The 26840-nt window shown below is 69.9% G+C and carries 29 protein-coding genes; 18 read left to right on the top strand and 11 right to left on the bottom strand.

Annotation, left to right across the window (positions count from 1 at the left end):
• Positions 1-3: 3 nt before the first annotated feature.
• The 3 genes from dapC to EIZ45_RS46325 form a co-directional block, all read right to left on the bottom strand.
• Complete coding sequence (gene dapC / locus EIZ45_RS40930; RefSeq protein WP_134668820.1) at positions 4-1092, bottom strand: succinyldiaminopimelate transaminase; 1089 nt, start codon at positions 1090-1092, stop codon at positions 4-6.
• Positions 1089-1409: a ferredoxin gene (gene fdxA, locus EIZ45_RS40925; protein WP_009072848.1), complete on the bottom strand. Its 321-nt coding sequence runs from the start codon at positions 1407-1409 to the stop codon at positions 1089-1091. Before fdxA ends, dapC begins: the two co-directional genes overlap by 4 nt.
• A gap of 120 nt (positions 1410-1529) precedes the next feature.
• Complete coding sequence (locus EIZ45_RS46325) at positions 1530-1703, bottom strand: hypothetical protein (RefSeq protein WP_093575832.1); 174 nt, start codon at positions 1701-1703, stop codon at positions 1530-1532.
• Between the two features lie 47 nt (positions 1704-1750).
• Between EIZ45_RS46325 and EIZ45_RS40920 the strand changes: the two genes are divergently transcribed.
• From EIZ45_RS40920 to EIZ45_RS40885, 8 genes are read left to right on the top strand one after another with little or no spacing between them, the layout of a single operon-like run.
• Positions 1751-2500, top strand: a complete 750-nt coding sequence (locus EIZ45_RS40920) for an N-acetyltransferase (protein WP_134668818.1) — start codon at positions 1751-1753, stop codon at positions 2498-2500.
• Positions 2497-3489, top strand: a complete 993-nt coding sequence (cofD, locus tag EIZ45_RS40915; RefSeq protein WP_134668816.1) for a 2-phospho-L-lactate transferase — start codon at positions 2497-2499, stop codon at positions 3487-3489. The genes EIZ45_RS40920 and cofD overlap by 4 nt, the downstream gene beginning before the upstream one ends.
• On the top strand, positions 3425-4834 hold the full coding sequence (locus tag EIZ45_RS40910; protein ID WP_240690908.1) for a coenzyme F420-0:L-glutamate ligase: 1410 nt from the start codon (positions 3425-3427) through the stop codon (positions 4832-4834). Before cofD ends, EIZ45_RS40910 begins: the two co-directional genes overlap by 65 nt.
• Positions 4831-5358, top strand: a complete 528-nt coding sequence (locus tag EIZ45_RS40905; RefSeq protein WP_134668812.1) for an NUDIX hydrolase — start codon at positions 4831-4833, stop codon at positions 5356-5358. The genes EIZ45_RS40910 and EIZ45_RS40905 overlap by 4 nt, the downstream gene beginning before the upstream one ends.
• Before the next feature lie 9 nt (positions 5359-5367).
• Positions 5368-5514 (top strand): LPXTG cell wall anchor domain-containing protein, encoded by a 147-nt coding sequence (locus EIZ45_RS40900; protein WP_134668810.1) that lies wholly within the window; start codon positions 5368-5370, stop codon positions 5512-5514.
• The gene (locus tag EIZ45_RS40895) at positions 5511-5864 is read left to right on the top strand and encodes a GntR family transcriptional regulator (RefSeq protein WP_037815963.1); all 354 of its coding nucleotides are present in this window, start codon (positions 5511-5513) and stop codon (positions 5862-5864) included. The genes EIZ45_RS40900 and EIZ45_RS40895 overlap by 4 nt, the downstream gene beginning before the upstream one ends.
• Positions 5865-5919: 55 nt before the next feature.
• Positions 5920-6132, top strand: coding sequence for a hypothetical protein (locus EIZ45_RS40890; RefSeq protein ID WP_134668808.1), 213 nt, complete (start codon positions 5920-5922; stop codon positions 6130-6132).
• A 58-nt stretch (positions 6133-6190) separates the two neighbouring features.
• The gene (locus EIZ45_RS40885) at positions 6191-6448 is read left to right on the top strand and encodes a hypothetical protein (protein WP_205670270.1); all 258 of its coding nucleotides are present in this window, start codon (positions 6191-6193) and stop codon (positions 6446-6448) included.
• A 23-nt stretch (positions 6449-6471) separates the two neighbouring features.
• Here EIZ45_RS40885 and EIZ45_RS40880 read toward each other — a convergent pair whose 3' ends face one another.
• Together EIZ45_RS40880 and EIZ45_RS40875 are read right to left on the bottom strand one after the other, a co-directional pair.
• Positions 6472-7365, bottom strand: coding sequence for a DNA-3-methyladenine glycosylase (locus EIZ45_RS40880; RefSeq protein WP_134736111.1), 894 nt, complete (start codon positions 7363-7365; stop codon positions 6472-6474).
• Positions 7365-8444: a sugar phosphate nucleotidyltransferase gene (locus tag EIZ45_RS40875; RefSeq protein WP_134668804.1), complete on the bottom strand. Its 1080-nt coding sequence runs from the start codon at positions 8442-8444 to the stop codon at positions 7365-7367. The genes EIZ45_RS40880 and EIZ45_RS40875 overlap by 1 nt, the downstream gene beginning before the upstream one ends.
• Before the next feature lie 140 nt (positions 8445-8584).
• Here EIZ45_RS40875 and EIZ45_RS40870 point away from each other — a divergent pair, with 140 nt between their 5' ends.
• On the top strand, positions 8585-9064 hold the full coding sequence (locus EIZ45_RS40870; RefSeq protein ID WP_037815970.1) for a hypothetical protein: 480 nt from the start codon (positions 8585-8587) through the stop codon (positions 9062-9064).
• Positions 9065-9234: 170 nt separating this feature from the next.
• Here EIZ45_RS40870 and EIZ45_RS40865 read toward each other — a convergent pair whose 3' ends face one another.
• Positions 9235-10098, bottom strand: a complete 864-nt coding sequence (locus tag EIZ45_RS40865; protein ID WP_205670269.1) for a glycosyltransferase family 2 protein — start codon at positions 10096-10098, stop codon at positions 9235-9237.
• Between the two features lie 50 nt (positions 10099-10148).
• Positions 10149-10805: a TetR/AcrR family transcriptional regulator gene (locus EIZ45_RS40860; protein ID WP_134668802.1), complete on the bottom strand. Its 657-nt coding sequence runs from the start codon at positions 10803-10805 to the stop codon at positions 10149-10151.
• Positions 10806-10926: 121 nt separating this feature from the next.
• On the opposite strand from EIZ45_RS40860, the gene EIZ45_RS40855 reads away from it, so the two are divergent.
• From EIZ45_RS40855 to EIZ45_RS40845, 3 genes are read left to right on the top strand one after another with little or no spacing between them, the layout of a single operon-like run.
• Complete coding sequence (locus tag EIZ45_RS40855) at positions 10927-11556, top strand: SRPBCC family protein (RefSeq protein WP_134668800.1); 630 nt, start codon at positions 10927-10929, stop codon at positions 11554-11556.
• Positions 11557-11582: 26 nt separating this feature from the next.
• Positions 11583-11915: a hypothetical protein gene (locus EIZ45_RS40850; protein ID WP_037815974.1), complete on the top strand. Its 333-nt coding sequence runs from the start codon at positions 11583-11585 to the stop codon at positions 11913-11915.
• 41 nt (positions 11916-11956) lie between these two features.
• Positions 11957-12931, top strand: a complete 975-nt coding sequence (locus EIZ45_RS40845) for an amidohydrolase family protein (protein WP_134668798.1) — start codon at positions 11957-11959, stop codon at positions 12929-12931.
• Here the strand turns inward: EIZ45_RS40845 and EIZ45_RS40840 are convergent.
• Entirely contained in the window at positions 12928-14058 is a 1131-nt protein-coding gene (locus EIZ45_RS40840; protein ID WP_043831933.1) for a glycosyltransferase family 1 protein, read from the bottom strand. The two genes, EIZ45_RS40845 and EIZ45_RS40840, sit on opposite strands and share 4 nt — an antisense overlap.
• A gap of 866 nt (positions 14059-14924) precedes the next feature.
• A complete protein-coding gene (locus EIZ45_RS40835) occupies positions 14925-16010 on the bottom strand; it encodes a glycosyltransferase family 1 protein (protein ID WP_134668796.1) in 1086 nt (361 codons plus the stop codon).
• Positions 16011-16028: 18 nt separating this feature from the next.
• Here EIZ45_RS40835 and EIZ45_RS40830 point away from each other — a divergent pair, with 18 nt between their 5' ends.
• The 3 genes from EIZ45_RS40830 to EIZ45_RS40820 are packed head-to-tail and all read left to right on the top strand — an operon-like array spanning position 16029 to position 20581.
• On the top strand, positions 16029-16958 hold the full coding sequence (locus tag EIZ45_RS40830; protein ID WP_134668794.1) for a glycosyltransferase family 2 protein: 930 nt from the start codon (positions 16029-16031) through the stop codon (positions 16956-16958).
• 31 nt (positions 16959-16989) lie between these two features.
• A complete protein-coding gene (locus EIZ45_RS40825) occupies positions 16990-19503 on the top strand; it encodes a glycosyltransferase (RefSeq protein WP_134668792.1) in 2514 nt (837 codons plus the stop codon).
• Positions 19496-20581, top strand: a complete 1086-nt coding sequence (locus EIZ45_RS40820) for a glycosyltransferase family 1 protein (RefSeq protein ID WP_134668790.1) — start codon at positions 19496-19498, stop codon at positions 20579-20581. Before EIZ45_RS40825 ends, EIZ45_RS40820 begins: the two co-directional genes overlap by 8 nt.
• Positions 20582-20892: 311 nt before the next feature.
• Here EIZ45_RS40820 and rfbD read toward each other — a convergent pair whose 3' ends face one another.
• Both rfbD and rfbB read right to left on the bottom strand, forming a co-directional pair.
• Positions 20893-21777, bottom strand: coding sequence for a dTDP-4-dehydrorhamnose reductase (gene rfbD / locus EIZ45_RS40815; RefSeq protein ID WP_134668787.1), 885 nt, complete (start codon positions 21775-21777; stop codon positions 20893-20895).
• Positions 21778-21805: 28 nt separating this feature from the next.
• A complete protein-coding gene (gene rfbB / locus EIZ45_RS40810; RefSeq protein ID WP_134668785.1) occupies positions 21806-22798 on the bottom strand; it encodes a dTDP-glucose 4,6-dehydratase in 993 nt (330 codons plus the stop codon).
• Positions 22799-22916: 118 nt separating this feature from the next.
• Here rfbB and EIZ45_RS40805 point away from each other — a divergent pair, with 118 nt between their 5' ends.
• From EIZ45_RS40805 to EIZ45_RS40795, 3 genes are all read left to right on the top strand, one after another.
• The gene (locus EIZ45_RS40805) at positions 22917-24455 is read left to right on the top strand and encodes an LCP family protein (protein WP_134668783.1); all 1539 of its coding nucleotides are present in this window, start codon (positions 22917-22919) and stop codon (positions 24453-24455) included.
• 421 nt (positions 24456-24876) lie between these two features.
• A complete protein-coding gene (locus EIZ45_RS40800; protein ID WP_134668873.1) occupies positions 24877-26001 on the top strand; it encodes an LCP family protein in 1125 nt (374 codons plus the stop codon).
• Positions 26002-26099: 98 nt separating this feature from the next.
• Positions 26100-26804: a TIGR03089 family protein gene (locus tag EIZ45_RS40795; protein ID WP_134668781.1), complete on the top strand. Its 705-nt coding sequence runs from the start codon at positions 26100-26102 to the stop codon at positions 26802-26804.
• The last annotated feature ends 36 nt before the right edge of the window (positions 26805-26840 follow it).

Here is a 26840-nt window from a genome sequence, read left to right as displayed (position 1 = left end):
CTCTCAACCCTGCGCCAGCCGCTCCGCGGCCGCCTCGATGCGCTCGTCCGTTGACGTCAGCGCGACCCGCACGTGTTCCTTGCCCGCGGGCCCGTAGAAGGTGCCCGGCGCGACCAGGATGCCGCGCTCGGCGAGCCATTCCACCGTGGCCTGCGCGGATTCCCCGCGCGTGGCCCAGAGATACAGCCCGGCTTCGGAATAAGTGATCTCGAAGCCGTTGCCCTGCAACGCCTTCCGCAGCACGACCCGCCGCGCGCGATAGCGTTCGCGTTGCCCGGCAAGGGCTTCGTCGTCGGAAAGCGCGGCCACCATCGCCTGCTGCACCGGGCGCGGCACGATCATGCCGGCGTGCTTGCGCACCTCCAGCAGGGTCTTCACCAGCTTCGGGTCGCCCGTCACGAATCCGGCGCGGTAGCTCGCGAGGTTCGCCGACTTGGACAGCGAGTGCACCGCGAGCAGGCCGTCCGTCTGTCCACCGTGGACGGACGGATGCAGCACCGACAGCGGTTCCGCCTCCCAGCCGAGCGAGAGGTAGCACTCGTCGGACACCACGACGGTGCCGCGTTCGCGCGCCCATTCGACCACCTTGCGCAGGTGGTCGACGCCGAGCACGCGGCCGGTCGGGTTCGACGGCGAGTTCAGCCAGATCATCGCCGGGCGGCGCGGGCCGAGCTGGGTCAGCCCGTCCGCGCGCACCACCTCGGCGCCCGCGAGCAGCGCACCGACCTCGTACGTCGGATACGCCAGCTCCGGGATGACCACCACGTCGCCCGGCCCGAAGCCGAGCAGCCGCGGCAGCCAGGCCACGGCCTCTTTCGAACCGATCGTCGGCAGCACCGCGTCCGGTTCGACGCCGGTGATCCCGTACCGCCGCTCCAGCGCCGCGACGGCCGTTTCCCGCAGCTCAGGCGTGCCGTGCGTGGCCGGATAGCCGGGGATCTCCGACACCGACGCGAGCGCGGCGCGGATCGAGTCCGGCACCGGGTCGACGGGCGTGCCGACGGACAGGTCGACGATGCCCCCGGGATGCGCCTGCGCGCGGGCCTTGACCTCGGCGAGCGAATCCCAGGGGAAGTCGGGCAGCCGGGTCATTCGCCCTGCGGGGGCAGAGCCTTGATGAACCCCGGGTCGTGCGCGGTCTTGCCGACCTTGGAGGCGCCGCCGGGCGAGCCCAGCTCGTTGAAGAAGTCGACGTTCGCCTTGGTGTAGTCGGACCAGTTGTCCGGGACGTCGTCCTCGTAGTAAATGGCCTCGACCGGGCAGACCGGCTCGCAGGCGCCGCAGTCGACGCACTCGTCCGGGTGGATGTACAACATCCGCTCGCCCTCGTAGATGCAGTCCACGGGGCACTCGTCGATACACGCCTTGTCGAGCACGTCGACGCAGGGCTCGGCGATCACGTAGGTCACTGCGTACTCCTGGCTTCTCCTGCTGGGCCGGTCGGTGCGGACATTACGCGCTTCCCTGGCCCCCGGTGGTGGTTAGGCGACCCTTATCCCACCCCTGGAAACGGGGCGGATCCGAGCCGCTCAGCGGTCCCGGCGGCGCGGTTTCGGCGCGTTCCGGGCATCGCCGGTAATGGTGAACGCGGGTCCGGCGGGCTTGCCGTCCTCGCGTTTCTCCTCAAGAGTCCGCTTGAACCCGTCGGCGATCTCGTCGACAAGCTCATCGTTGTGCCGGTCGTCCTTGCGCGCGTAACTCATGGGGTTCTCCTGCGGAACGGGACAGCTCTCTCCGTCACAATCTAACCGTGAACTCCCGGGAAAAGCTCGAAATCGTGTGTGCGAAAGCGTGGCAGGCGGTGGTCGAGGAGCCGCTCGGAGAATGGACTCTGCGCTGGGCGGACGGCTTCACCGGGCGCGCGAACAGCACACTCGCGGTCGGCGACCCCGGCCGTCCGGTCCCGGACGCGCTCGCGGCCGTATGTGACTTCGCCCACGCTCGCGGCATTCCGCCCGCGGTTCAGGTGCTGGAAGACAGCGAACTGGAGCGCGCGGTGGCCGCCGCGGGCTGGCGCGAGCAGGTCGAGCACGCCGCCGGGTACCGGGTGTCGGTGCTGACCGGTCCGCTGCCGTCCGGTCCTTCGCCCGGCGCCGAGGTCCTCGACCAGGCGACGCCGGAATGGTGGGAATTGGCCGAGAACACCACCGAGCCGGGTTCCGCCCAGCGGCACGTCGTGACCACCGGAAAGGTCGGCTACGGCGTGGTGCTGGCCGACGGGGTCACCGCCGGGGCGGTGCGCGGGGCCGTCGTCGACGACTGGCTCCACGTCGCCCGTCTCGCGGTCGCGCCGGAGTTTCGCCGCCGCGGCCTGGCCACCACGGTGCTGCACGCGCTCGCCGACTGGGGCCGTGCGCACGGCGCCGACAAGTGGGTTCTGCAAGTGGCGGTGGGCAACGCCGGCGCGCTCGCGTTGTATTCCGCGCTGGGCTGTTCGGAGCACCACAGGTACCGGTACTGGGGCCCGGCGCCGCGGACGTGCGAGGATCGCCAGTCGTGAAGATCGTCGTACTGGTAGGCGGGGTGGGCGGCGCCCGCTTCCTGCTCGGGGTCAAAACCGCACTCGGACTTCCCGCGATCGGCGCGGGCGAGTCCCCGCACGAGATCACCGCGCTGGTGAACACCGGCGACGACGTGTGGATGCACGGCCTGCGCATCTGCCCGGATCTCGACACCTGCATGTACACCCTCGGCGGCGGCATCGACACCGAACGCGGCTGGGGCCACGCGGGCGAGACCTGGACGGTGAAGGAGGAACTCGCCGCCTACGGCGCGGAGCCGACCTGGTTCGGGCTCGGCGACAAGGACATCGCGACCCACCTCATCCGGTCGCGGATGCTGCGCGCGGGCTATCCGCTGTCCCAGGTCACCAAGGCGCTGTGCGATCGCTGGCAGCCCGGCGTGCGCCTGCTGCCGATGTCGGACGACCGGGTCGAAACGCACGTCGTGATCGACGATCCGGACCAGCCGGAGCAGCAGAAGGCCGTGCACTTCCAGGAGTGGTGGGTGCGTTACCGGGCCGGCGTGCCCGCACATTCGATCGTGGCGGTCGGCAATGACGAGGCGAAGCCCGGTCCGGGGGTGCTCGAAGCGCTGGCCGAGGCGGACGTCGTGCTGTTCGCGCCGTCGAACCCGGTCGTGTCGGTCGGCACGACGCTCGGGGTGCCCGGCGTGCGCGACGCACTGCGGAAAACTCGCGCCAAGGTCGTCGGGGTGTCGCCGATCATCGGCGGGAAAGCGTTGCGCGGCATGGCCGACGCGTGCCTCACCGCGATCGGCGTGGAGACCTCCGCGGAGGCGGTCGGCCGCCACTACGGAGCGCGTTCGGAAGGCGGCGTGCTCGACGGCTGGCTCGTCGCGCCGGAGGATCACGAGGTCACGGTGCCCGGCGTGGACGTGCGCGCGGTGCCGCTGCTGATGTCCGATGTGGACGCGACGGCGGACATGGTCCGCGCGGCGCTCGACGTGGCTGGAGTCTCCAGTGTCTGATGCAACACAGCTTGACCACGCTTCCCAGAAGATCGAGATCCTGCCGGTTCCCGGGCTGCCGGAGTTCCGTCCTGGCGACGACCTGACCGGCGCGATCGTGTCCGCCGCGCCGTGGCTGCGGTCCGGCGACGTGGTCGTGGTGACCAGCAAGGCGTTCTCGAAGATCGAGGGCCGCTTGGTGCGCGTGCCGAGCGACCCCGAGGCGCGCGACGCGGCCCGGCGGAAGCTGATCGAGGAAGAATCGGTGCGGGTGGTCGCCCGGATCGCGCGCACGCTGATCACCGAGAACAACCTGGGCATCGTGCAGGCGGCGTCCGGGATCGACGCGTCGAACGTGCGCGGCGACGAGGTGGCGTTGCTGCCCGCGGACCCGGACGCGTCCGCGTTGGCTCTGCGCAACGGTTTGCGCGAGCGGCTGGGCGTCGAGGTGGCCGTGGTCGTCACCGACACGATGGGCCGGGCCTGGCGAGTCGGCCAGACCGACGCCGCGATCGGCGCGTCCGGTCTGCGCGTGCTGCACGGGTACGCCGGACAGGTCGATTCGCAGGGAAACGAGCTGGCCGTTACGGAAATCGCGATCGCGGACGAGATCGCCGCCGCGGCGGACCTGGTGAAGGGCAAGCTCGGCGGGTTGCCGGTCGCGGTCGTGCGCGGTCTGCAGATCCACGACGACGGATCCACCGCGCGGGACCTGATCCGCCCGGGCGAAACCGACCTCTTTCGCTTGGGCACCAACGAATCCATCGCGCAGGGCCGCCGGGAAGCGGTACCGCACCGGCGTTCCGTCCGGCACTTCAGCGACGAGCCGGTCGACCCCGAAGCCATGCGTCGCGCGGTCGCGTCCGCGCTGACCGCGCCCGCGCCGCACCACACGCACCCTGTGCGGTTCATCTGGCTGCGCGACGAAGGCCTGCGCCGCAAACTCCTCGACGCGATGCGCGCGTCCTGGGAAGCCGACCTGACCAGCGACGGCTTCACGGCCGAGCAGATCGCGAAACGCCTTTCCCGGGGCGACATTCTTTATCGCGCGCCGGAACTGGTGATCCCGTTCCTGCTGCCCGAAGGCGCGCACACTTACCGCGACGACCGGCGAAACCGCCACGAGCGCACCATGTTCACCGTCGCCGCCGGTGCCGCCGTGCAGGGCCTGCTGGTCGCGCTGGCCGCCGAAGACCTCGGCTCGTGCTGGATCGGCTCGACCATTTTCGCCGCCGACCTGGTCCGGTCCACTTTGGACCTGACCGACCAGTGGCACCCGCTCGGCGCGGTCGCCATCGGGCACCCGGCCGAACCCGCTCCCCCGCGCGGACCGCTTTCCACCGGCGATTGGCTGATCGAACGATGACCCTGCACGACTCCGCGGTCGCCGCGCTGACCGAATGGAAACCCTCCGAACCGGCACAAGAGTCGCTGCGGCAAGCGTTTCTCGGTTTCCTGGCGTCGCGTTCGGACACTTGCCAGCGCTCCTGCGAAGCCGGGCACCTGACCGCGTCCGCGGTGGTCCTCGACTCGACCAGCACGCAGGTCCTGCTGACCCTGCACCCGCGCGTCGGCCGCTGGCTGCAACTCGGCGGGCATTGCGAACCGTCCGACGCGTCGCTAGCCGAAGCCGCCCTGCGCGAGGCGACTGAGGAATCCGGCATGAGCGGCCTGGTGATCGGGGAAACGCCGGTGCACCTGGACGTCCACCCGATCACCTGCTCGCTCGGCGTCCCGACCCGGCATTTCGATGTCCGGTACGTCGTGCACGCCCCGCCCGGCGCGGAACCCGTGCGCAGCGAGGAATCCGACGACCTGCGCTGGTGGCCGGTCGACGCGCTGCCCGCGGGTTCGGAAGATCTGGCCGAATTGATCGCCGCGGCCCGTTAACCTGGACGCATGGACCTGGCGCGACCGCACCTGCACCCGGGCGACACCGGCGCGGCCATCAGCGGATGGGTGGTGCTGATCGGCTTCGCGGTAGCGTTCGCACTGCTGGCGCTGGGCATTGTGGTCAGTATCCGACGGAAACGGCGGCAACGATGAGCATCAGCTACGACCCGGCCTCGGCTGTCCCGCCGTTCGAACAGGTCCGGACCTCGCTGGCCAACCAGATCAACGACGGCACCCTGGCGGTGGGCACCAAACTCCCGACGGTGCGCGGGTTGGCCGCGGAACTGGGCATCGCGCCGAACACTGTCGCGCGTGCGTACCGGGAACTCGAGGAAGCCGGTCTGCTGGAAACCCGAGGCAGAGCAGGCACTTTCGTCGGCGCGACCGGCGACGAGACGCTGTCCCGAGCCCAGGCCGCCGCGGCCACGTACGCCGAGGTGATCCGGGGGTTGGGCTTGTCGGCCGAACAAGGCGTGGCGATCGCGGCGGCGGCCCTGCGCTGATCACGGCGAGGAATTAGCATCTGGTTTTGTCCTTGCCCGACCCGATGGGAACCTCATGCTGAAATTCGTCCTGCCGGTCGTGCTGATCCTGCTGCTGATCCTCATCCTGGTCTTGAAATTCGCGGTGGGACGGCCTAAGCAGCCGCCGCAGGCCGGTCCGGGACAGCAGGGGCCTGGTGCGCCGTATGGTCAGCAGCCGCAGGGCCAGTACCCGCCGCAGCCTGGTCCCCCGCCGCAGCAATATCCGCCGCAGAATCCGCAGGGCTGACCTGCTTCGTCCTGCGGCAAAGCCTTGACCAGGGGATGGTCTTCATGGCTGTACAACCGTGGCATCTCATCACCTGCTGCTGATAGCAGGCGTGGTATTCGCGATCGTGCGCGCTTCGGCCAAAAAGAAGCAAGGCCCGCCGCCGGGCTACTTCCCGCCGCAGCAGGGCTATCCGCCGCCCGGCCAGGGGTATCCGCCGCCGGGACCGCAGCAGGGCTATCCCGTCCAGAACTACCCCGGCTATCCGCAGCCCGGCGCCCAGTACCCGCCGCAGCACCCGCAGTATCCGTACCCGCCGCAAGGCCCCGGTCAGTAGACCGCGGCACGCCGGTCAGGCGCTCACATCGCGCGGTAATCCCGCAGCTCAATCCGCGGCCCGAACCGCGGCGGCCGAGCCCCGGCCGCTCCCAAGTACCGGATCGCCCGCTGCCGCTGCGGCGCGTACGGGGCGAGCACCTGCGCCATCTCCTCGTCGTCGATCTCCCGCCCGAGCAGCGTATGCCCGACCACCGCCGGGATGTTGTAGTCGCCGAAGCTGACCGCGTCCGGATCGCCCCACGCGCGCTGGGCGATCTCCGCCGCCGTCCACACGCCGATGCCCCGCACCTTCCGGAGCCACGCGCGTCCCTCAACCCCGCGCAGCTGCACTGCTTCTTCGAGCCGCGGAGCGACCCGGGCCGCCTCGATCAGGGCCGTGCGGCGCTTCACATCCACCCCGATCTTGTGCCAGTTCCAGTCCACAATGGACCGAATGGCGACCGGGTCCGGCGGCACCCGCAGGAAGTCCGGGCCGGGGCCGGGGGCGCGCGTGCCGAACCACCGGCACAGCTCCGCCCACGACCGGATCGCTTCCTTGCCGCTCACCTTCTGCTCGAGGATCGCCAGCACCAGCGCGTCCCACACCCGCCCGGTCGAGCCGAGCCGCAGCCCGGGCGTGTCGTGGCGGGCGGCGGCGATCACGTCGTGGTGCGCGACGAATCCGGTGTCGTCATCGTCCGCGCCGAGCAGCGCGGGCACGCCGGCGAGCAGGAAATCCGCGCCCTCGCCCCAAGCCTCGGCCTCGACGACGCCGTCCGGCCGGTGCAGCAGCGCGAGCGTTCCCTTGCCGCCGGGCGTGTTCGCGGCCAGCCACCAGACGCCGCGGTCGCGCCGGAAGTTCAGCGACCCGCGCCCACGGCTCAGCGGACCCAGCACCTGCGCCAGATCCACCGGAAACCCCGGACGCCACTCCATCACGCGTCGCTCGAAAACCGGATGCCGCCGTCCGGCACCGAAACGCCGGGCCAGATCCGCACGCCGTCGAGCAGTTCGCAGCGAGCCCCCACCGACGCGCCGTCGCCGAGCACCACACCGCGCAGCACCGCGCCCTCGCCGACCTGCGCTCCGCGGCCCAGCACCGAATTCTCGACAATCGCGTCCGGGCCGATCACCGCGTCGTCGAACACGACCGAACCGGACACCGTCGCGCCCTTCCCGACGACAGCCCGCGCACCGACCGTCGTGCCGTCGGTGAGCTTCGCTCCGGTAAAGACAGAAGCCCCGTCCAGCGCCAGAAAATCGCCGGTCGGCCCGGCCAGCGCGGAAGTCGGCGCGACGCCGCGGACCAGATCGGCGCTGCCGCGGACGAACGCCTCGGGAGTGCCGACGTCGAGCCAGTACGAAGAATCAACAAATCCGTGCAGATGCGCGCCATTTTCGAGGAGCCCGGGGAACGTCTCGCGTTCGACCGACACCCGCCGCCCGGCCGGGATGGTCTCGATCACCGGACGGCGGAAGACGTAGCAGCCGGCGTTGATCTGGTCGGTCGGCGGATTCGGCGTCTTCTCCAGGAAGGCGGTGACCCGGCCGTCGGAGTCGGTCGGCACCGAGCCGAAGCGGCTCGGGTCCGGGACGCGCTGGAGGTGCAGGGTCACGTCCGCGCCGGAGTCGAGGTGGGTGCGCAGCTGGGCGTGCAGGTCGGCACCGGAGAGGATGTCGCCGTTGAAGACGATCGCGTGGTCGGCGCGCAGCCGGTCGTAGACGTTGCGGATGGCACCCCCGGTGTCGAGCGGCTCCTCCTCCACCACGTACTCGATCTCCAGCCCGTGCGCGGACCCGTCGCCGAAGTACTCCTCGAACACCTCGGCCCGGTACGACGTGCCGAGCACCACATGCCGGATCCCGGCCGCGCGGATGCGGGAGAACAGGTGGCTCAGGTAGGGCGTGCCCGCCGTCGGCAGCATCGGCTTCGGCGCGGACAGCGTGAGCGGACGCAGCCGCGTGCCCTGGCCGCCGACCAGTACGACGGCGTCGACCTCGACCTCGGACGTCACAGAAATCTCCTTTGTATCACGCACCGCTGAGCGACAAGCCGCGGGAAACGTGGGCGGCGCGGGCCCCGAGGGCCTACCCTAGACAGGAAACAGGCGGGCCTTTCCCTAGAGGCCCCGGGTCAGTCGGGAGGCCGAGGGGAATGGACCCCCGCGATCGCGCGGACGCATTGCTCGCACGCGCACGATCCCGCGGCGCCTTCGTGGTGACGCCGGACAACATGACGTCTCCGATGGATTCCTCCAGCACTCAGCAGATCTCCGCCGCGGTGGTCTCCGGGCTGGATCCCGACACGACGACGCAGCTGCCCGCGTCGCTGATCGAAGAGAACGACCATCCGCTGGCAGCGGGCACGCGCACCCAGCCGTCGCCGCATCCGCTGGCCCAGCCGACGCCGACGCGGCCGCTCGAAATCCCCGGCGCGCAGAACACTGCTCCGCAGCCGACGGTGCCGAGCCCGGCCGCTCCGCAGACCACGACGCCGCTGGTCCCGCGCCCGCAGGCGAAGCCGGTGGCGAGCCCGCTGAAGGATCCGGCCGAGGAGGAAATGACCGGCCTGGTCCCCACGATCAAGCAGAACAGCGGACGGTCCAACCTGTCCCGCCGGCTCGACGGGCTGTGATCCTCGCGGGGTCTCCCCCGGCCCGGGCTGCCCGGATTGCCCGGGGAGACTTCCCGTGCGGGAGGTCGCGTCTCCCGCGAGCGATCTTTACGACCGCAAAGTGTTGCGGCGGCTGAGCATCTGGACGATCCCAGGGGCACGCCGGTTGCCCGGGCGTCCTTTGCGGACCGTCAGCCCTTCCGGGTCTCCAGCTTCACCCGCAGCGCCAGCCCGAGCTTCACTGCGGCCAGCACCGGCTTCCACAGCAGCCCCTGGTGCCGGTCGGCGAGGTAGCGGTAGGCGCTCGCGTGGTGGGCGCGCAGCATCTTCGCCGACGCGCGCGCGGTCGAGTGGCCGCCGATGTGCATCACGCTCGACGACGGCGCGTAGACGTTCTGCCAGCCCGCCTTCGCGAGCCGGTCGCCGAGGTCGACGTCCTCGAAGTACATGAAGTAGCGGGTGTCGAAGCCGCCGACGGAGTCGAACGCCTCGCGCCGGAAGAGCTGGCAGGAGCCGGACAGCCAGCCGGACGTGCGCTCGACCGGCGCGGCGTTCTCCTGGCGGTATTCGCGGGTCCACGGGTTTCCCGGCCAGACCTTGCCGAACACCGCGTGCCCGATCCCGCGCCCGAACGACGGCAGCAGCCGCGCGGACGGGTAGACGGTCCCGTCGAGGTCGTGGATCAACGGCCCGAACGCGGCCCCGCGCGGCCAGCGACCGGCGACCTCGATCAGCGCGTCGAGCGAGCCCGGCTCCCATTCGAGGTCCGGGTTGACCACGACGACCCAGCCGTAGCTGTCGTCGAGCGCCGCGACGCCGCGGTTGGCGGCCGTTCCGTAGCCGACGTTCTCGCCGATGCTGACGAGCGTCACGTTCTCGCGCTCGGCGGCCTTCTCCGGAGCGCCGTCGGTGGACGCGTTGTCGGCGACGACGACGTGCACCTCGCGGTCCGTCGCCTTGTCGAGCGTGTCGAGGAACTTCTCGAGCGTTTCGCCGGGGAAGTAGGTCACGGTCACGACGCCGACGCGGTCACCATACGTGCGCTGCTCAGTCACGGCGCCATTGTCCACTGCTCACGGACGGCTACGTCAGCCCACCGACCCGGTCACCCGCAGTGATTCCCCAGACCGCCTTTCAGCTCCGCCAGTTCGTCGTCGATCAGCAGGCCCGGGTCGAATTTCATCCCGGTGAAGTGGCCGGCCAGTTCGAGCGACAGGACCCCGTGCAGGCGGGTCCAGAAGGACAGCGCGCGCCGCACCGCGCCGGTGCCGGCGGTGTCGCTGTCCACCCACTCGCGATGGGTTTCGAGGTGCACGTGGAACGTCGTCGCCGACTCCGGTTCGCCCAGTGCCGCGTTCGCCTCGATCAGGACTTCCATGACCTCGTTGGAGATCGCCGTCGTGTCCGGCGGCGCGTGGTAGCCCGGCACCGGCGTGCCGTAGATGAGGAAGTAGCGCTGCGGATCGGCCTTGGCCCAGTCCCGGATGACGTGCGCCAGTGCCAGCAGGTCCGCCCCGGAATCCGCCGCCGCGCGGACGGTGTCGGCGAGGCTCCGGAACGCGTCCCGGATCAGCGCGGTGATCAGCTCGTCCCGGCCGCGGTAGTACCGGTACAGCGCGGGCACGGTCATGCCCATCTGCTTGGCGATCGCGGTCAGCGACAGCGCGGGCAGCCCCGCCTCGGCGATCTGCTGCCGCGCGTGCTGCTTGATCTCCTCGCGCACCTGTTCGCGGTAGCGCTCCCGTGGTGCCTGTTCGGCCATCGGCTGTTCCCCTTCGTTCCTCTCCGCTCAGTGTAGTTAAGCCCCTTCACTTCCGCTATTGACGTTCACGGCCGCGAACTTGTACGGTCTTAACCGAAGTTAAGCCTATTAACTCTCACTAATGGAGTTCACCGTGCCGAACGTCAAGCCGCGTCTGCGCGCCGCACTGCTGGCCCTTCCGATCGCCGCCGGACTGCTCGGCGCCGCGCCCGCCGAAGCCGCCACCCCGCACCCGAGTTCCCTGACCTGCCAAGGAAAAGGCATCGACCCGACCGCCCAGCTCCACCACCGCGCGGAGACCTTCATCAAGGCCCCGCTGAGCACCGTGTGGCGACTGCACACCAGCGTCGAAAGCTGGCCGCGCTGGCAAAAGCCGGTCACGAGCATGAAGCGCCTCGACCCCGGCCGCCTGCACCCCGGTTCGCGGTTCCGCTGGACCACGCCCGCTCCGCCCACGCCCTCGACCCCGGCCACCACACTGGTCATCACGTCGACCGTCCACCAGGTCAAACCCGGCCAGTGCATCCGCTGGTCCGGCCCGGCGATCGGCCAGGGCCTGCGGATCGACAAGGGCACGCACGTCTGGAACTTCGTCCCGGTGCGCGGCGGAACCCTCGTCCGCACCGAAGAAAGCTGGACCGGCCGGCAGATCGAGGCCGACCCGGCCACCGCGATCAAGTACCTGGCTCCGGGACTGGACCTCTGGCTCGCCGATCTGAAGACCGCCGCCGAAGCTCACTGCCACCGCTGAACCCTTACCCGCGAAGGAGAATCGTCATGCCCGTGTCCCGCGCCTCGCTGCCTGTCCTGATCACCGCCTGGTCCGTCCCGGCTCTCGTCCTCGGGCAGTTCGCGTTGCTCTCCGGTATTCCGTTGATCGCGCTTCTCGTCTCCAGCCTGCGCAATTCCCAGCCGCGCGCGCTGCGCTGGTGGTCCGCCGGATTGGCCGCGGTCTATCTCGGAGTGCTCGCACTTTGGGCGTTAAGTCCGGAAAGCGCGCCGAGTTTGTCTAAATCCATGAATCCGGCGGTCACCGCATTCTTCGTCGCGAGCGGAGTCGCGGTCGCCATCGCCCACCACGTCCGCAAACGCCCCGGTGCCGTTAACTGAAACTGGTAACCTCGAAACCACCAGCCGTAAAGAGGGGGCCGATGAAAACCGTCGCCGTCGAGGAGCACTGGACCACCCCCGGCATCGACCGGATGCTGCGCACCGAATCCGGCGACCCGAGCATCGCGCACAACGACCGCGGCGATCTCGCCGAGCGCCTGCTCGACATCGGCGACCAGCGCGTCGCGTGGATGGACGAGGCGGGCATCGACGTTCAGATCCTCTCGATCGCGCCGCCGGGAACGCACGGATGCCCGGCCCCACAAGGCATCGAGTTGAGCCGCGAGGCGAACGACCTGGTCAGCGAGGCCGTCGCGAAGCATCCCGACCGCTTCCGCGCCATGACGACGCTGCCGATGTCCGATCCGGACGCAGCACTCGCCGAACTGCAACGGACCGCGAAGGATCCGGCGCACGTCGGGATCATGTCGTACGGCCGCAGCGGCGACCGCCCGCTCGACGATCCCGCGTACGACGAACTGCTCGGCGCGGCCGCCGCGCTCGGCAGGCCGGTTTTCGTCCACCCGCAGATCCCGGTGGAGTCCGTCCGCAAGGCTTCCTACAGCGGTTTCGGCCCGGAACTCGACCTCGGACTGGCCACGTACGGCCTCGGCTGGCACTACGAGGCCGGGCTCGCCGTCATCCGGCTGATCCTGCGCGGAACCTTCGACCGCCACCCGGATCTGCAGGTCGTCCTCGGTCACTGGGGCGAAGTGGTCCTGTTCGCACTGGACCGCATCGACAGCCTGTCGCACACGGCCACGCATCTCGAACGCCGCGTCTCCGAGTATTTCCGCACCAACATTCACCTGGCGACCAGCGGAATGCTCGTCCCGCGAATGCTGCGCAACGCTCTCGAATACACCAGCGCCGATCGGATCCTGCTTTCCGGCGATTATCCGTTCCACCGGGTCCAAGCCACGACTGTCGCGGAATTCCTGCAGAATTTGCCAGACGAGGAAGACAGGGAAAAGATCGCGCACGCCAACGCGGAAGCCCTTTACGGTCTCCGTTAACGATTGCGCAAATGCTGATGCCAGGCTTTTCCATAAGCCTCGCGGTGCCGATCCGCCGTTGTCGTCCACGAGAATTCCTTGGCGCGCCGCTGCGCCGCGGAAGCGAGTACTGAGCGACGCGACGGATCGGCCAGCAATTCCGTCAACGCCGCGGCGACGTCGCCCGCACCGACACCGCAGTACGCGACCGCGTCGCCGCCGACTTCCGGCAGGGAGAGGCGGCGCGTGGTCAGCACCGCGGCACCGCAGGCCATCGCTTCGAGCACCGGAAGCCCGAAGCCTTCGCCGAGGCTCGGGTACGCCACGAGTTCCGCGCCGCCGAGGAATCCGGCGAGCGTCCCGAACGGCAGATATCCCGCGCGAATCACCCGAAGCCGATGCGGCACCGCGTCCAGCGCGCGCTCCACCTGGGTGTCCCAGCCAGGCTGCCCGGCGAGCACGAGCGCCGGCGCGTCCCGCTGCCCGGCGACCGCGCGGGCGTAACCGCGGATCAGCGCGGGCACGTTTTTCCGCGGTTCGAGCGCCCCGAGGAACGCGATGTACGGCGTCGCACCGAGCCCGACCGCCTTCCGCGCCGCCGCGATCTCCTCCGGGGACGGCGGGTGGAAGCGTTCGCTGTCGACGCCGTGATGGATGATCTCCAACTCCGCGTGCCGCACCGGGCTCACTCGCGCCAGCTCTACCGCTGTCGCGTGACTGGGAACTACGCAGAGTGTCGCCCGCCGCAGCGCGGTGGCGGTCCACGCACGGAAGAACCGGGCCTTGACCGACGAGTGCAGGACCGCGTCGGTGAAGAACGTCGCGTCATGCAGCGTGACTACCGAAGCGGCCCCGCTGGCGAGCGGCATCGTGTAGTGCGGAGAGTGCACGACGTCGGCAGCGAGCCGCCGCACGAGCCGGGGCAAGGTGGCTTGCTCCCAGGTCAGCCGTGCAGTGCGCGTAGAGGTCGCGGGCGACGCGGCGACGATCCGGGAACCAGGCGCGAGCTGACTGTAAAGCGGCAGGTCACGAGGCTGGCAGACCACCGTCAGCCGGGCCCCGTCCTGATCGAGCGCACCGACGAGCGAGTCCACGTATCGGCCGACCCCACCCCGATCCGCGGGCACCGCGGTCGCGTCGATCAGCACACGGGGATCACCGGTCACGAGTGCAGCGTACGGCGATCACCCACCGCACAGGTCAGGAACCGGCAAACTGCCGCCGACTCCGGGCGCCACCACCCTCGCCCACCTGCACTCACCCGTCCGGGTTCACTCGACCGTGTTAGGCCGGTGGCAGCCTGCCGACTGCCGACGCCGCCCCGCGAACCCCCGCGCCTGCTTCCTGCCCAGCTTCGACAGTCCGCCGCTTCGCCCCCCCCTCGGCAGCCGCGGCACTGCCAGCCCGGCCGCCCCGGTTCGACCAGCACCGGAACCTTCGCGAGCACCCGACCGCCTCCCGAACCCCTCAGCCCGGCCGCCAGAGGCCAGCCCCGACCGCCGGTGCAGCCGCCAAAGCCCGACAGCCGACTCCGCTAACGAGCGCGCCGTCAGTCCAGCCGCCGATGCCCAGCCGCTACCCGAACCCGACCGCAGCCTGCCCGATCTGCCCGGCCTGCCAAACCGCCAATGCCCGACCGCAACCCTGAGCCCAACCGCAGCCCGCCCCATCTGCCCGGCCGCCGATGCCCAGCCCACCCAGCCGCCGCTATAGCCGCCATTGCACAGCCGCAACCCAAACCGGCCGCCGGTGCAGCCGCCAAAGCCCCAACCGCAACCCGCCCACCAAAGCCCCCACAGCAGCCCGACAGCAGCCCGCCGCCGACGCAACCGCAGTCGCTGCCCCCGCTACAAACCAGCCGCCCGCCGCCGCAGTCGCCAAAGCCCAATTGCCGACCCGCCGCAAGCCCGCCAGCCGTCAGCCAGCCCGCCGACGCAGCCGCCAGAGCCCAGCCGCCGCCGACCGCAACCAGCCCGCCGCAGCCGCACTCGCCACCCCCGCTACAAACCAGCCGTCAGCTAGCCCGCCGATGAGCCGCCCACACCGCCTCAGCAGCCGCCCGCCAAGTGAACGTCCGGGCCCGCTCCCGCCCCAGTTTCGAAAGCTCCGCAGCCTTGTCCGGCGACAACAGCACCTCTTTCAGCGCCCACGCCAGCGCGTCCGCATCCCCGCGCGGCACCACCAGCCCAGCCCCGCCGGAGACCTCTACCAGGGCCGGGACATCCGTGTGCACCACCGGGACCCCGATCGCCATCGCTTCCAGCAGCGGCAGCCCGAAGCCCTCGGCGAGGCTCGGCATCGCCAGCACGCTCGCGCCGCGCATCGCGGTCGCCAGCTGGGCGTCAGTCACCTTCCCCAGGACCCGCACCGATTTCAGGCCGCGGTCGGCCGCCAGTCGCACCGGGTCGATGCCGCCCCAGCCGGGCTGGCCGGCGAGCACCAGGCCGACGTCGCCGACCTCGTCCGTGCCGTCGAGTTGCGCCACCGCGTCGACCAGCACGTCCATGCCCTTGCGCGGTTCGATCGTCCCGACCGCCAGCACGTACCGCGACGGCAGGTCAAGCTGGGCGGACCCCTCCGGCACGGTCACCCCGTGCGGCACGACCCGCACCGGGACGTCCACGTCCAGCAGCACCGCCAGCTCGTCGGCCACCGCCCGGGTCGGCACGATCAGCCCGGACGACCGCCGCGCCGCCCGCGCGATCATCGACCGGTGCCAGCTGACGCCGCGTGCGGTCAGGGTCTCCGGATGCGTCCACGGCACCGTGTCATGCACGGTGACGGTCAGCGTTCGCCCAGCCGGGGCACGGGGCGGCGCGAACGGGGTCGGCGCGTGCACCGCGTCACCGCCCGGCCACCAGCGCAGGCCCAGTTGCCACAGCGCGACCAGCGCCCTCGGCGGCAGCGGCAGCACGCGCGGCCCCTCGACCCCCTCGACCTGCGCCGCGGAGACGTCCGCGTGCCGCGCGACCACGCTGGACACGGTCCAGCCGGGCGGCGCGGTGCGGGCGAGCGCGGGCAGCAGTTCGGCGGTGTACCGGCCGGTGCCACCCGGAACGGGGGCGAGCAGTTGCTCGGCGATCACGACCAGTTCGGGCACGCCGCTATTCTCTCCCAGGTGACCAGCGCGGAATCCGGCACCACCGTCGTCGTGGTGACCTGGCGTGGGGAAGCCCACCTCGCCGCGTGCCTCGACGCGCTCGCCGCCCAGGACCGTCCACATCGGACACTCGTGGTGGACAACGCCTCAACCGACGGCACCGCAACGATTCTGGCCGAGCACCCGAGCCGTCCGGAGGTCCTCCGGCTGCGCCGCAACACCGGTTACGCAGGTGCGATGGCCCACGCGCTCGACCGCATCGGCACCCCGCGCGTCGCCTGGCTCAACGACGACGCCGCCCCCGAACCGGACTGGCTCGCCAACCTCGAAGACACCCTCGAGCACCAGCCGCTCGCCGCCGCCGTCACGTCCCGGCTCGAACTGACCGACGGCAGCACCCAGTCGACCGGCGTCCGGCTCACCGCCGACGGCCACGGCGCCGACCTCACCGAGCCCAGCGACGAGGTCTTCGGCTTCTGCGGCGGCGCCGCGCTGCTGCGCACCGACGCTGTGCGCGCGGTCGGCGGCGTCCCGGCGAGCTTCTTCTGTTACTACGAGGACACCGACACCGCGTGGCGGCTGCGGCTCGCCGGATGGCACGTCGTCGCCGCGCCGAAAGCGCGGGTCCAGCACCTGCACGGAGCCAGCACGAAGCCCGGTTCACCGCAATTTCACCGCTGGAACGAACGCAACCGCCTGCTCATGCTGCTGCGCTGCGCCCCTACGAAAGTCGCGATCCGGGAATTGGCCCGCTTCGCCGCGATCACCGCGCTGCTTCCGCTGCGCCGGCGCCGTCCGGACGCGGCGAACTTCGACCCCGCGCTGCGGCTGCGGGTGCTGGCGGAGATCGTCTTCCGGCTCCCCCGCACGCTGCGGGAACGCGGTCGCGTCAGCCGGATCTCGGCGCTGGGCCGAGGCGCGATCTGGGATGCCTGGGCTGGCCTTTAAGCTGGGCGGAAATTCGACGGAGGAGCTCGTCTTGGCAGTGGGGGACCCGCAACCGCTCGTCTCGGTGATCGTGGTGAATTACCGCGGCGCCGACGACACCATCACCTGCCTGCGGGCGCTGCGAACCGACCTGGATTACGCGAATGTCGAGCTGATCTGCGTCGACAACGCGTCCGGCGGCGACGACGCGGCCCGCATCCGCGCCGCGGTGCCCGACGTGCGGCTCATCGAATCGCCGGTCAACACCGGGTTCGCCGGCGGCTGCAATCTGGGCGCGAAGCACGCGAACGGCACCGTCCTGGGTTTCCTCAACAACGACGCCCGCCCCGCTCCGGCGTGGGTCTCCGCGGCCGTCGCCGAACTGCGCGCGCAGCCGACCGTCGCCGCGGTGGCGAGCAAGGTCCTCGACTGGGACGGCACCGGCACCGACTTCGTGGACGCGGGTCTGACCTGGTTCGGCATGGGCTACAAGCGCCACGCCGGCAGCCCGCTCGCGGACGTGCCCGAGGCCGAGCACGACGTCGCCAAGGACGTCCTCTTCGGCACCGGCTCGGCGCTGTTCGTGCGCGCGTCGGTGTTCGCCGAGCTCGGCGGTTTCGACGAGCGCTTCTTCATGTTCTACGAGGATGTCGACCTCGGCTGGCGGCTCAACCTGCGCGGCTGGCGCGTCCGCTACGTGCCGGAATCGCTCACCTACCACCGCCACCACGGCACCATGGCCGCCGTCGACGCGCCCGACACCGGCCGCGAGACCTTCCTGCTGGAACGCAACGCGCTGGCCGCGCTGTACAAGAATCTCTCCGACGAATCCCTGGCTCGTGCCCTGCCCGCGGCCCTGGCGTTGGCCGTCCGCCGGGCGACCGCACGCGGCGGCATCAACCCGGACCAGCTTGATCTGGAAAAGGGCGTCGGCCCGGTCGACACCTCGGAGGTCGCGGTCCCGCGCACCACGCTCGCCGGAGTGCTGGCGGTGGACCGATTCGTGGAGATGATGCCTTCGCTGGCCGAGTCCCGCGCAGTCGAGCAGGCCGCGCGCGTGCGTACCGACGCGGACCTGCTTCCGTTGCTGCGCAAGGCACTTGAGCCCGCGTACCCGCTGCCGGATTACCTTCGCGCACACGAAATCCTCGTCGAAGCGTTCGGCATCAAGGACGTCTTCGGCCAGCGCCGCAAGATCCTCGTGCTGACCGGCGATTCGATCACCGAGCGCATGGCCGGCCCGGCGATCCGGGCGTGGAACATCGCCTCGACGCTGTCCGCCGAGCACGACGTGCACCTCATGACCACCAACCCGCTGGTCTCGCCCCCGCCGGCGGCCTTCCAGGTCAGCTCGGGCAAGCACCGCGACCTCGACGGCCCGATCGAATGGGCGGACGTCGTGATCCTTCAGGGGCACGTGCTGGAGCTGGCGCCGTCGCTGAAGAAGCAGCACGAGCACAAGATCGTGGTCGCCGACGTGTACGACCCGATGCACCTGGAGCTGCTGGAACAGGGCAAGGACGCCCCCGACGACCAGCGCGCGCTCGACCTGGCCGGTGTCACCCGTGTCCTCGACGCCCAGCTCGAACGCGCCGATTTCTTCCTCTGCGCCTCCGAACGCCAGCGCCACTTCTGGCTGGGCCACCTCGCCGCGCTCGGCCGCCTGTCCCCGCGCCTCTACGACGCCGACCCGACCACTCAGTCGCTGCTCGCCGTCGTCCCGTTCGGGCTCTCCCCGCAAGCCCCGACGCGCACCGGCCCGGGTCTGCGTTCCGCTCTCGGCATCGGCGAATCCGACCGGGTCGTTTTGTGGGCAGGCGGCGTCTACAGCTGGTTCGACCCGCTGACCCTGATCCGCGCCTTCGACCTCCTCCGCCACCGTCGCGACGACGCCCGTCTGGTGTTCCTCGGCATGAAGCACCCGAACCCCGAGGTCGCCGAAATGGACATCGGCGCGCGGACCGTGCGACTGGCGGATTCGCTGGGCCTCACGGACAAGAACGTTTTCTTCAACGAACAATGGGTCCCGTATTCGGACCGCCAGAACTGGCTTCTCGACGCCGATTGCGGTGTCACCACGCACTACGAACACGTCGAGACGACTTTCGCCTTCCGCACCCGGGTTCTCGACTACCTGTGGGCCGGTTTGCCGATCGTGACGACCGACGGTGACGCATTCGCCGACCTCGTCCGCGCGGAAGGCCTCGGCGTCGTCGTCCCGGCCGAAGACGCGGGTGCGTTGGCAGACGCACTGGAAAAGTCGTTGTACGACCGGGAATTCGCCGACGCCTGCGTCGAACGGATCCGGGTGGTCGCGCAGCGATACGCCTGGCCGGAAGCGCTGAAACCCCTGGTGGAGTTCTGCCGCAACCCGCGCCCCGCCGCGGACCGGTTGCCCGGCGGTGCCGACCTCACTGTCAGCGACCCGGTACGCGGCACCGCGATGGTGCGGCGCGATTTGGCTCTGGTGCGGGAATATCTCGCCGCTGGCGGCCCGAGCGAACTGGCGAAGCGAGCAGCAGGACGGGTCACGAAGGTAGCGCGGGAGCGGTTGCGCCGTGGCTGACCGTCCGCTGCGTGTCCTGCTAGACGGCACCCCCCTGCTCGGTTCCCGGACGGGCATTGGCCGGTATACCGCCGCGTTGAGCGAAGAGCTCGCTTCGATGTCCGAAGTGGACCTTCGTGCAGTCGCGTTCACTCTGCGGGGCTGGCGGAAACTGCGGCATGTCTTGCCGCACGGCGTTCAGGCACGCGGAATGCCAGTCTCCGCAAGGCTGCTGCGAGCCACCTGGCTACGCACCCAGCTACCCCCCGTCGAACTTTTCGCCGGACCAACCGATGTAGTCCACGGCACGAACTTCGTCCTCCCCGGCCGCCTCCGTGCCGCAGCAGTACTGACGATCCACGACCTGGCTTTCATCGACGCCCCCCAGGAACTCGCCCACTCCGACCGAACCCTCCCGGAATTGGTCCGACGCGGCGCCCACCGGGCGAATGTCATCTGCACCCCCACCGAGGCCGTCGCGGATTCCGTCGCGGAGAAACTGGATGTCGATCGATCGAAGATCATCGCCACCCCGCTAGGCGTGAACCCAGCCTGGTTCACCGCCCGCCCGCCGGATGACGGAGTGCGAGCGAAGCTACGGTTGCCAGAGAAGTATTTGCTGTTCGCCGGCGCCGCCGGACCGCGCAAGGGTCTCGACTGGCTAGCCGCCGCCCACGCCGCCGCCCCAGACCTGCCACCGCTGGTCTTCGCTGGCCCCGGCCCATTCCCCAGGTTGCCGAGGTCAGGACAGACCGGCTATCTGTCCGATGTGGACCTCCGCACGGTCGTGGCTGGTGCCGCAGCATTGGTTCTCCCGTCGAGGGATGAAGGCTTCGGCTTGCCGGTCCTGGAAGCAATGGCCTCGGATGTCCCCGTCGTCTGCACCGACATCCCGGCCCTACGTGAGGTAGCAGGAGACTGCGCAACCCTAGTCCCGTACGACGACGTAGACGGCCTCGCAGAAGCCTTGCGCCAAGCCGTAACAGATCCCCACGGCCTAGCCACCTCCACCGCCCGCAGAACTCACGCGGCAAGCTTCACCTGGCACAACACCGCACTACGCACGCTAAACGCATATCGTCAGGCAACCGAAGCGTAAAACGGTTTAAAACCGCAGCATCAACGCATAACAGGGCACCACCCAGACCCCCGCATCCCCGATCCCCGCCAAGCACGCGGTCTGAGGTGCTTGTCAAGGTACTCTTTCCCGCCTTGACAAGCACCTCAGACCGTAGTGACAATTAAAGGATCGGGGTGGGGGGCCAAAGCCGAGAGACCCGGCGAAGCCGGGGAAAAAAGAACCGGCGAAGCCGGAAAAGAAACCCGCCCGGAGAAAGGCCCCGAAGCCCCATTGTGCTGACGGGCGGCTTCGTATCGGGGCGCAGGGTGGGGGCTGGGCCTTTCTCCTCTTTAGGCGTGGATGTAGCTGTTTAAAGCCGCGCGCCAATCCCTCAGTGGGGTAAGTCCGGCGTCTCGCCAAGACGTGTTGGAGAGCAAAGAATAAGCGGGGCGGGGTGCTGGGCGGGGGAATTCTTCGGTGGTGCACGGCTTTACTCGTTCGGGGTTTGCTCCGATTTCTTCGAAGATCGCCCTGGCGAATCCGTACCACGATGTCTCTCCGCTGCCGGTGCAGTGCAGGACCTTTCCTTCAGGTCCGCGTCCCTCGACGATCGCTCCTGCCAGTTCCCAGAGGCCCTGGGCGAGATCAGCTGACCAGGTCGGTGCGCCTACCTGGTCATCTACTACCGACAGCTGGTCCCGTTCCGATTCCAGCCGCCGGATTGTTTCTACGAAGTTAGCTCCGGTCTTCCCATAAACCCAGCTCGTCCGCACTACCCAGGCCGACGCTCCTGACCCGAGTACCGCGTCCTCCCCTGCGGCCTTAGTCCGTCCATAGGCATTCTTGGGCCCCAAAGTGTCATCCACCTCGTACGGCCGATCTCCGTCCCCAGGAAATACATAATCCGTAGAGATGTGAATCAACGGCACCCGCCGTGAAGTGCAAGCCGCCGCCAGTACCCGTGGTCCGTCGACGTTCACCGCGAATGCTCGAGCCTCGTCCGACTCCGCGGCATCAACTGCTGTGTAAGCCGCAGCGTTGATCACGACCGGCACCGCGCCTGCCGCCGAAGCGCGCTCTGCCAGCTCTCCCACGGCGGCGATCACCTGGCCGGTCGCCGTGACGTCCAGCTCCGCCGACGAAGGCGCCAGCACCTCCGTTTCCGGGCCCGCGGAATTCACCAGGTCCCGGCCTAGCTGGCCAGAACCGCCGGGCACGAGCACTGCCAGCCGCACCGGCGTACCTCCTACTGCGAAAAGGGTTTCAGGACGTGCCGAGCGCGGCGCGGGCCTTCAGCGGCTCCCACCACGCGCGGTTGTCGGCATACCAGCGCACCGTCTCCGCCAAACCGTCCTCGAACGACACCCGCGGAGCGTAACCGAGTTCACCGCTGATCTTCGCGATGTCGACCGAGTACCGCCGGTCGTGGCCCTTGCGGTCGGCCACCGGTTCGACCATTTCCCAGCCGACGCCGACCGCGGCGAGCAGGCGTTCGGTCAGGTCCCGGTTGGTCAGTTCGGTGCCGCCGCCGATGTTGTAGATCTCGCCGGGACGGCCGCCGTCGGCGACCAGCTGGATTCCGTGGCAGTGGTCGTCCACGTGCAGCCAGTCCCGCACGTACAGGCCGTCGCCGTACAGCGGGACCTTCTTGCCGTCCAGCAGGTTCGTCGCGAACAGCGGGATGACCTTTTCCGGGAACTGGTACGGGCCGTAGTTGTTCGAGCACCGCGTGACGCACACCGGCAAACCGTGCGTCCGGAAGTACGAGCGGGCGATCAGATCCGACGAGGCCTTCGAGGCGGAGTACGGCGAATTCGGCTCCAGTACGTGGTCTTCCGACCACGAACCGTCCTGGATGGACCCGTACACCTCGTCCGTCGAGACGTGCACGAACTTCCCGACCTGCGCCTCCAGCGCCGCCTGCAACAAGGTCTGCGTGCCGAGCACGTTGGTGAGCACGAAGTCCGCCGAGCCGAGGATCGAGCGGTCCACATGGGACTCCGCGGCGAAGTGCACGACCAGGTCGACGCCGCTCATCAGCTCGGCGACCTGCGCGGTGTCGCAGATGTCGCCGCGCACGAAGCGCAGCCGCGGGCTGTCGGCGACCGGGGCGAGGTTCGCCTCGCTGCCCGCGTAGGTGAGCTTGTCGAGCACCACCACCTCGGCGTCGGACAGTGTCGGATACGCCCCCGACAGCACCTGCCGCACGTAATGCGAACCGATGAACCCAGCACCGCCCGTGACCAGGACTCGCATCCTCATCCACCCCTTCCGCCCGACCGGGCACTCTCGCCACCAGCCTACGGGTGGCTCACCTGAGACTCGGTAGAGTTCGGCAAAGCGCGAAAAGCGCGGGGCATCCTGGGGAGGAACAGTGGCCGAATGGCCGGGGACGCCGCTGCCGGCGCACCGCGGTCGCGGCGTGCTCGTCGTGCTGCGGCGAAGCGGGAAGATCCTGCTGTCCGTCGTGTCCGTGGTCGTGCTGGCGGTGACCTGGTACGGCTGGCAGTTCATCGGCGACCCGCGGTCCGGCTTCTCCACCACGGCGATCTTCGGCGAACAGCAGCCGCACGCGAAACCGCTCGACGGCGCGATCGACATCCTCCTGGTCGGCCAGGACAGCCGCACCGACGCGCAGGGCAATCCGCTGCCCCGCGAGGTGCTCGACATGCTGCACGCGGGCGAGTCCGACGGCGAAAAGCAGACCGACACGATGATCCTCGTGCACATCCCGCAGAACGGGGAGCACGCGATCGCCATCTCCTTCCCGCGCGACTCCTACGTCGAGATCACCGGCGGCTTCGGCAAGCACAAGCTGAACAGCGCCTACGTCTACGCCTACAACGACACCGCCAAGACGCTGCAGGCCAAGGGCAACGCCGACCTCAAGGACGTCGACGAGAAAGCCAAGCTCGCCGGACGCAAGAACCTCGTCGCGACGCTCGAGAAGTTCATCGGCAAACCGGGCATGATCGACCGCTACGCCGAGGTGAACCTGGCCAGCTTCTACGAGGTCACGAAGGCCATCGGCGGCGTGCAGGTGTGCCTCAAGAACCCGGTGAAGGAAAAGAAGTCGGGCGTCGACCTGCCCGCGGGCAAGCAGACCATCGAGGGCGTCCAGGCGCTCGCGTTCGTCCGCCAGCGCTACGGCCTGCAGAACGGCGACCTCGACCGGATCGCGCGCCAGCAGGCGTTCCTGTCCGGGCTCGCGAGCAAGGTGCTCTCGTCCGAGGTGCTCGCGAACCCGGTGCGGATCGCGCAGCTCATCGAGGCGGTGAAGAAGTCCGTGGTGCTGTCCGCGGGCTGGGACCTGTCCGAGTTCGTCGACCAGATGCGCGGGCTGACCGGCGGAAACGTCGAATTCCACACCATCCCCACCGAGGGCAACGCGGTCATGGGCGGCGCTGACGTGCTGCGCGTCGACCCGGTGAAGGTGCGCGCCGAGATCGACCGGCTGACCTCCGACGGCAGCACCCCGACCCCCAGCAACGCGCCGTTGCCCGGGGCCGCGCAAACCACCGTCGAACTGTTCGACGGCTCCGGCTCGGGCGCCGCCGATCAGGTGCAGACTCTGTTGCAGGGCAAGGGTTTCCAGCTCGGCACCAGCACGAAGCTGTCCACCCGCGCGACGACGGTGCTGCGCTATCACCCGTCGGACGAGGCCGCCGCCGACCTGGTCCGCCAAGCTCTCGGCAGCAACGCTCAGGCCGAGCCGGACGCCGACGTCGCCGCCGGGCACGTCCGGGTAATCCTCGGCAAGGACGCGCGCGACACCGCCGGCGCGCCGGCCACGACGTCCTCGACTCCTCCTGCGGCGCCGCCCGCGTCCACGCCGTCCGGAACCCCTCCGTCCAGCCCGTCGAACTCACCCGCGCCGCTTATCACGGCGGGCGATGTTCCCTGCGTCAACTAGAGTCGAGCACCCAGCGTGCCGGTGCGCCGCAGGCCGTACGCTGGTGAACGGGGAGGTAGCCGGGGTGAGCGAAAACCAGGACAAACCGGACCGGACGGCGGATTCCGCCGACAGTCCGGCGGTTTCCGACGCCTCGGACCGCGGATCCGACGGAACGCCGGAGCCGAAGCACGCGGCCGCCGAGCCTGCTGCCGAGGAATCCGCGTCCGCTGAGCCCGCTGCCGAGGAGTCTGCGGCCGCTGAGCCCGCTGCCGAGGACGAAACCGAACCAGTCGCCGACGACGCGACCGAGCCGGTCGCCGAGGGTGCCGCTGCCGCTTCCGAGTGGAAGCCCTCGCCGCACCCGCGCGTCGAACTCCCCCAGCCGTCGAACCCGGCCCCGCCGCCGGAACCGCAGCGCCGCTCGGGCCGGGCCACCCGGATCACCCGCCGCGTCGCAATCGGCCTGGTCTCCCTGCTCGCGCTGAGCGGCACGGGCTACGCGTACGTCACCAAGGACAAACTGCAGGACAACGTCGCGACCGCCGACGTCCTCACCCCGCGCGCGGGCGAGCCCCCGGCCCCGCCCGCCGACGACGGCGGCACGGACATCTTGCTCGTCGGCAGCGATGCGCGCACCGACCAGCAGGGCAACCCGCTGCCGCCGGGCATGCTGAAGTCGTTGCGCACTGAGGACAAGGCCGGGATCAACACCGACACCGTCATCCTGCTGCGGATCCCGAAGAACGGCGGCAAGGCGTCCGCGGTGTCGATCCCGCGTGACAGCTGGGTCGACGTGCCCGGCCGCGGCAAGGCGAAGATCAACTCCGCGTACGGCGTCGCCAAGGCGCACGCCGAACAGGAGGAACGCGCGCAGGGCGAGCACGACCAGGCGAAGATCGCCCGCGATTCGGACGCTGCCGGGCGGCGGGCGCTGGTGCAGACCGTGCAGGACCTCACCCAAGCGCGCATCGACCACTACGCCGAGATCAACCTGCTCGGGTTTTACCTGATCACCGAGGCCGTCGGCGGCGTGCCGGTGTGCCTCAACCACGCGACCTCGGACAAGGACTCCGGCGCGAACTTCCGCCGCGGCGTGCAGACGGTGAGCGGCGGCGAGGCGCTGTCCTTCGTGCGCCAGCGCAAGAACCTGCCGAACGGCGACCTCGACCGGATCAAGCGGCAGCAGGCGTTCCTGTCCTCGGCGCTGCGCAAGGTGCTGTCCGCGGGCACGCTCGCCAATCCGGGCACGCTGAACAGCTTGATGGACGCGGTGCACCGGTCGTTCGTGCTCGACGACAGCCTCGATGTGCTCGAGTTCGCCCAGCAGGTCAAGGGCATCGCGTCCGGCGACCTGACCTTCGCGACGATCCCGGTGATCACCACGAACGGCCGCAGCGAGGACGGGCAGAGCATCGTCGAGGTCGATCCGGCGGCGGTGCGGAAGTTCGTCGCGGGACTGGCCGGACGCACCAGCACCGGCGGCACCGGGGGCGGCGGCGCGGCGGCCGGTGCGGTGTCGCAGAGCCTCGACTCCGGAATCCCGGGCGTGTCCTGCGTCGACTGACGCCGCGACTAGCCTGAGGACATGAGCGAGCTTGCGAGCGAATCATCCAACACTGCACCTTCGGCTCATGCCGCGCCGAGCGCTAGCGAGGCGGGCGCATGAGCCTCACCGAGCAGCTGCTGCGCCCGCTTCTGTCCTCGCCGGCGAAACCGCTGATCACGCACTACGACGACCGGGTCGGCAGCCGGGTCGAGCTGTCCGTGGCGACGATGCAGAACTGGGCCGCGAAAACGGCGAACTGGCTGGTCGACGAGTTCGACGTGGAGCAGGGCGACGCCGTCGCGGTGCGGCTGCCCGCGCACTGGCAGACCGCGGGCGTGCTGCTCGGCGCGTGGTGGTGCGGAGCCCGCGTGGTCGCGGAACCCGACGGCGCGCGGGTCGTGTTTACCACCCTGGACGAGGAGATCGACGCCCCGGCGGTCGCGATCGTGTCGCTCGACCCGATGGGCCGCGGCCTGTCGACCCCGCCGTCGGGCGGAGCGCTCGACTACCTCAGCGAAGCCCGGATGTCCGGCGACCAGTTCTTCCCGGCGCAGCCGACGCCCGGCGACACCCCGGCGCTCGGTTCCTCCACAGTGGACGAAGTGTGGGCGGAAGCCACTGCGCGCGCGGCAAAACTCGGCCTGACCGCGGCGGACCGAGTGTTGTCCACGATGGACTGGACGGTGCCGGACGGCGTACTCGACGGCCTGCTCGTTCCGCTCGCCGCCAGCGCGCACCTGGTCCAGGTGACGAACGCCGACCCGGCGAAACTGTCCGCCCGCCGCGAGGCCGAACGCACCACCGCCGACCTGCCCTCGTGAGTGCTGGCGCCGGTTCTAACCGGCGCCAGCACTCAC

Source organism: Amycolatopsis sp. CFH S0740, assembly GCF_004522315.1.
Lineage (GTDB): Bacteria > Actinomycetota > Actinomycetes > Mycobacteriales > Pseudonocardiaceae > Amycolatopsis > Amycolatopsis nivea.
The sequence above is the reverse complement of the archived record's forward strand: the minus strand, read 5'-3'. Positions and strand labels throughout refer to the sequence as shown.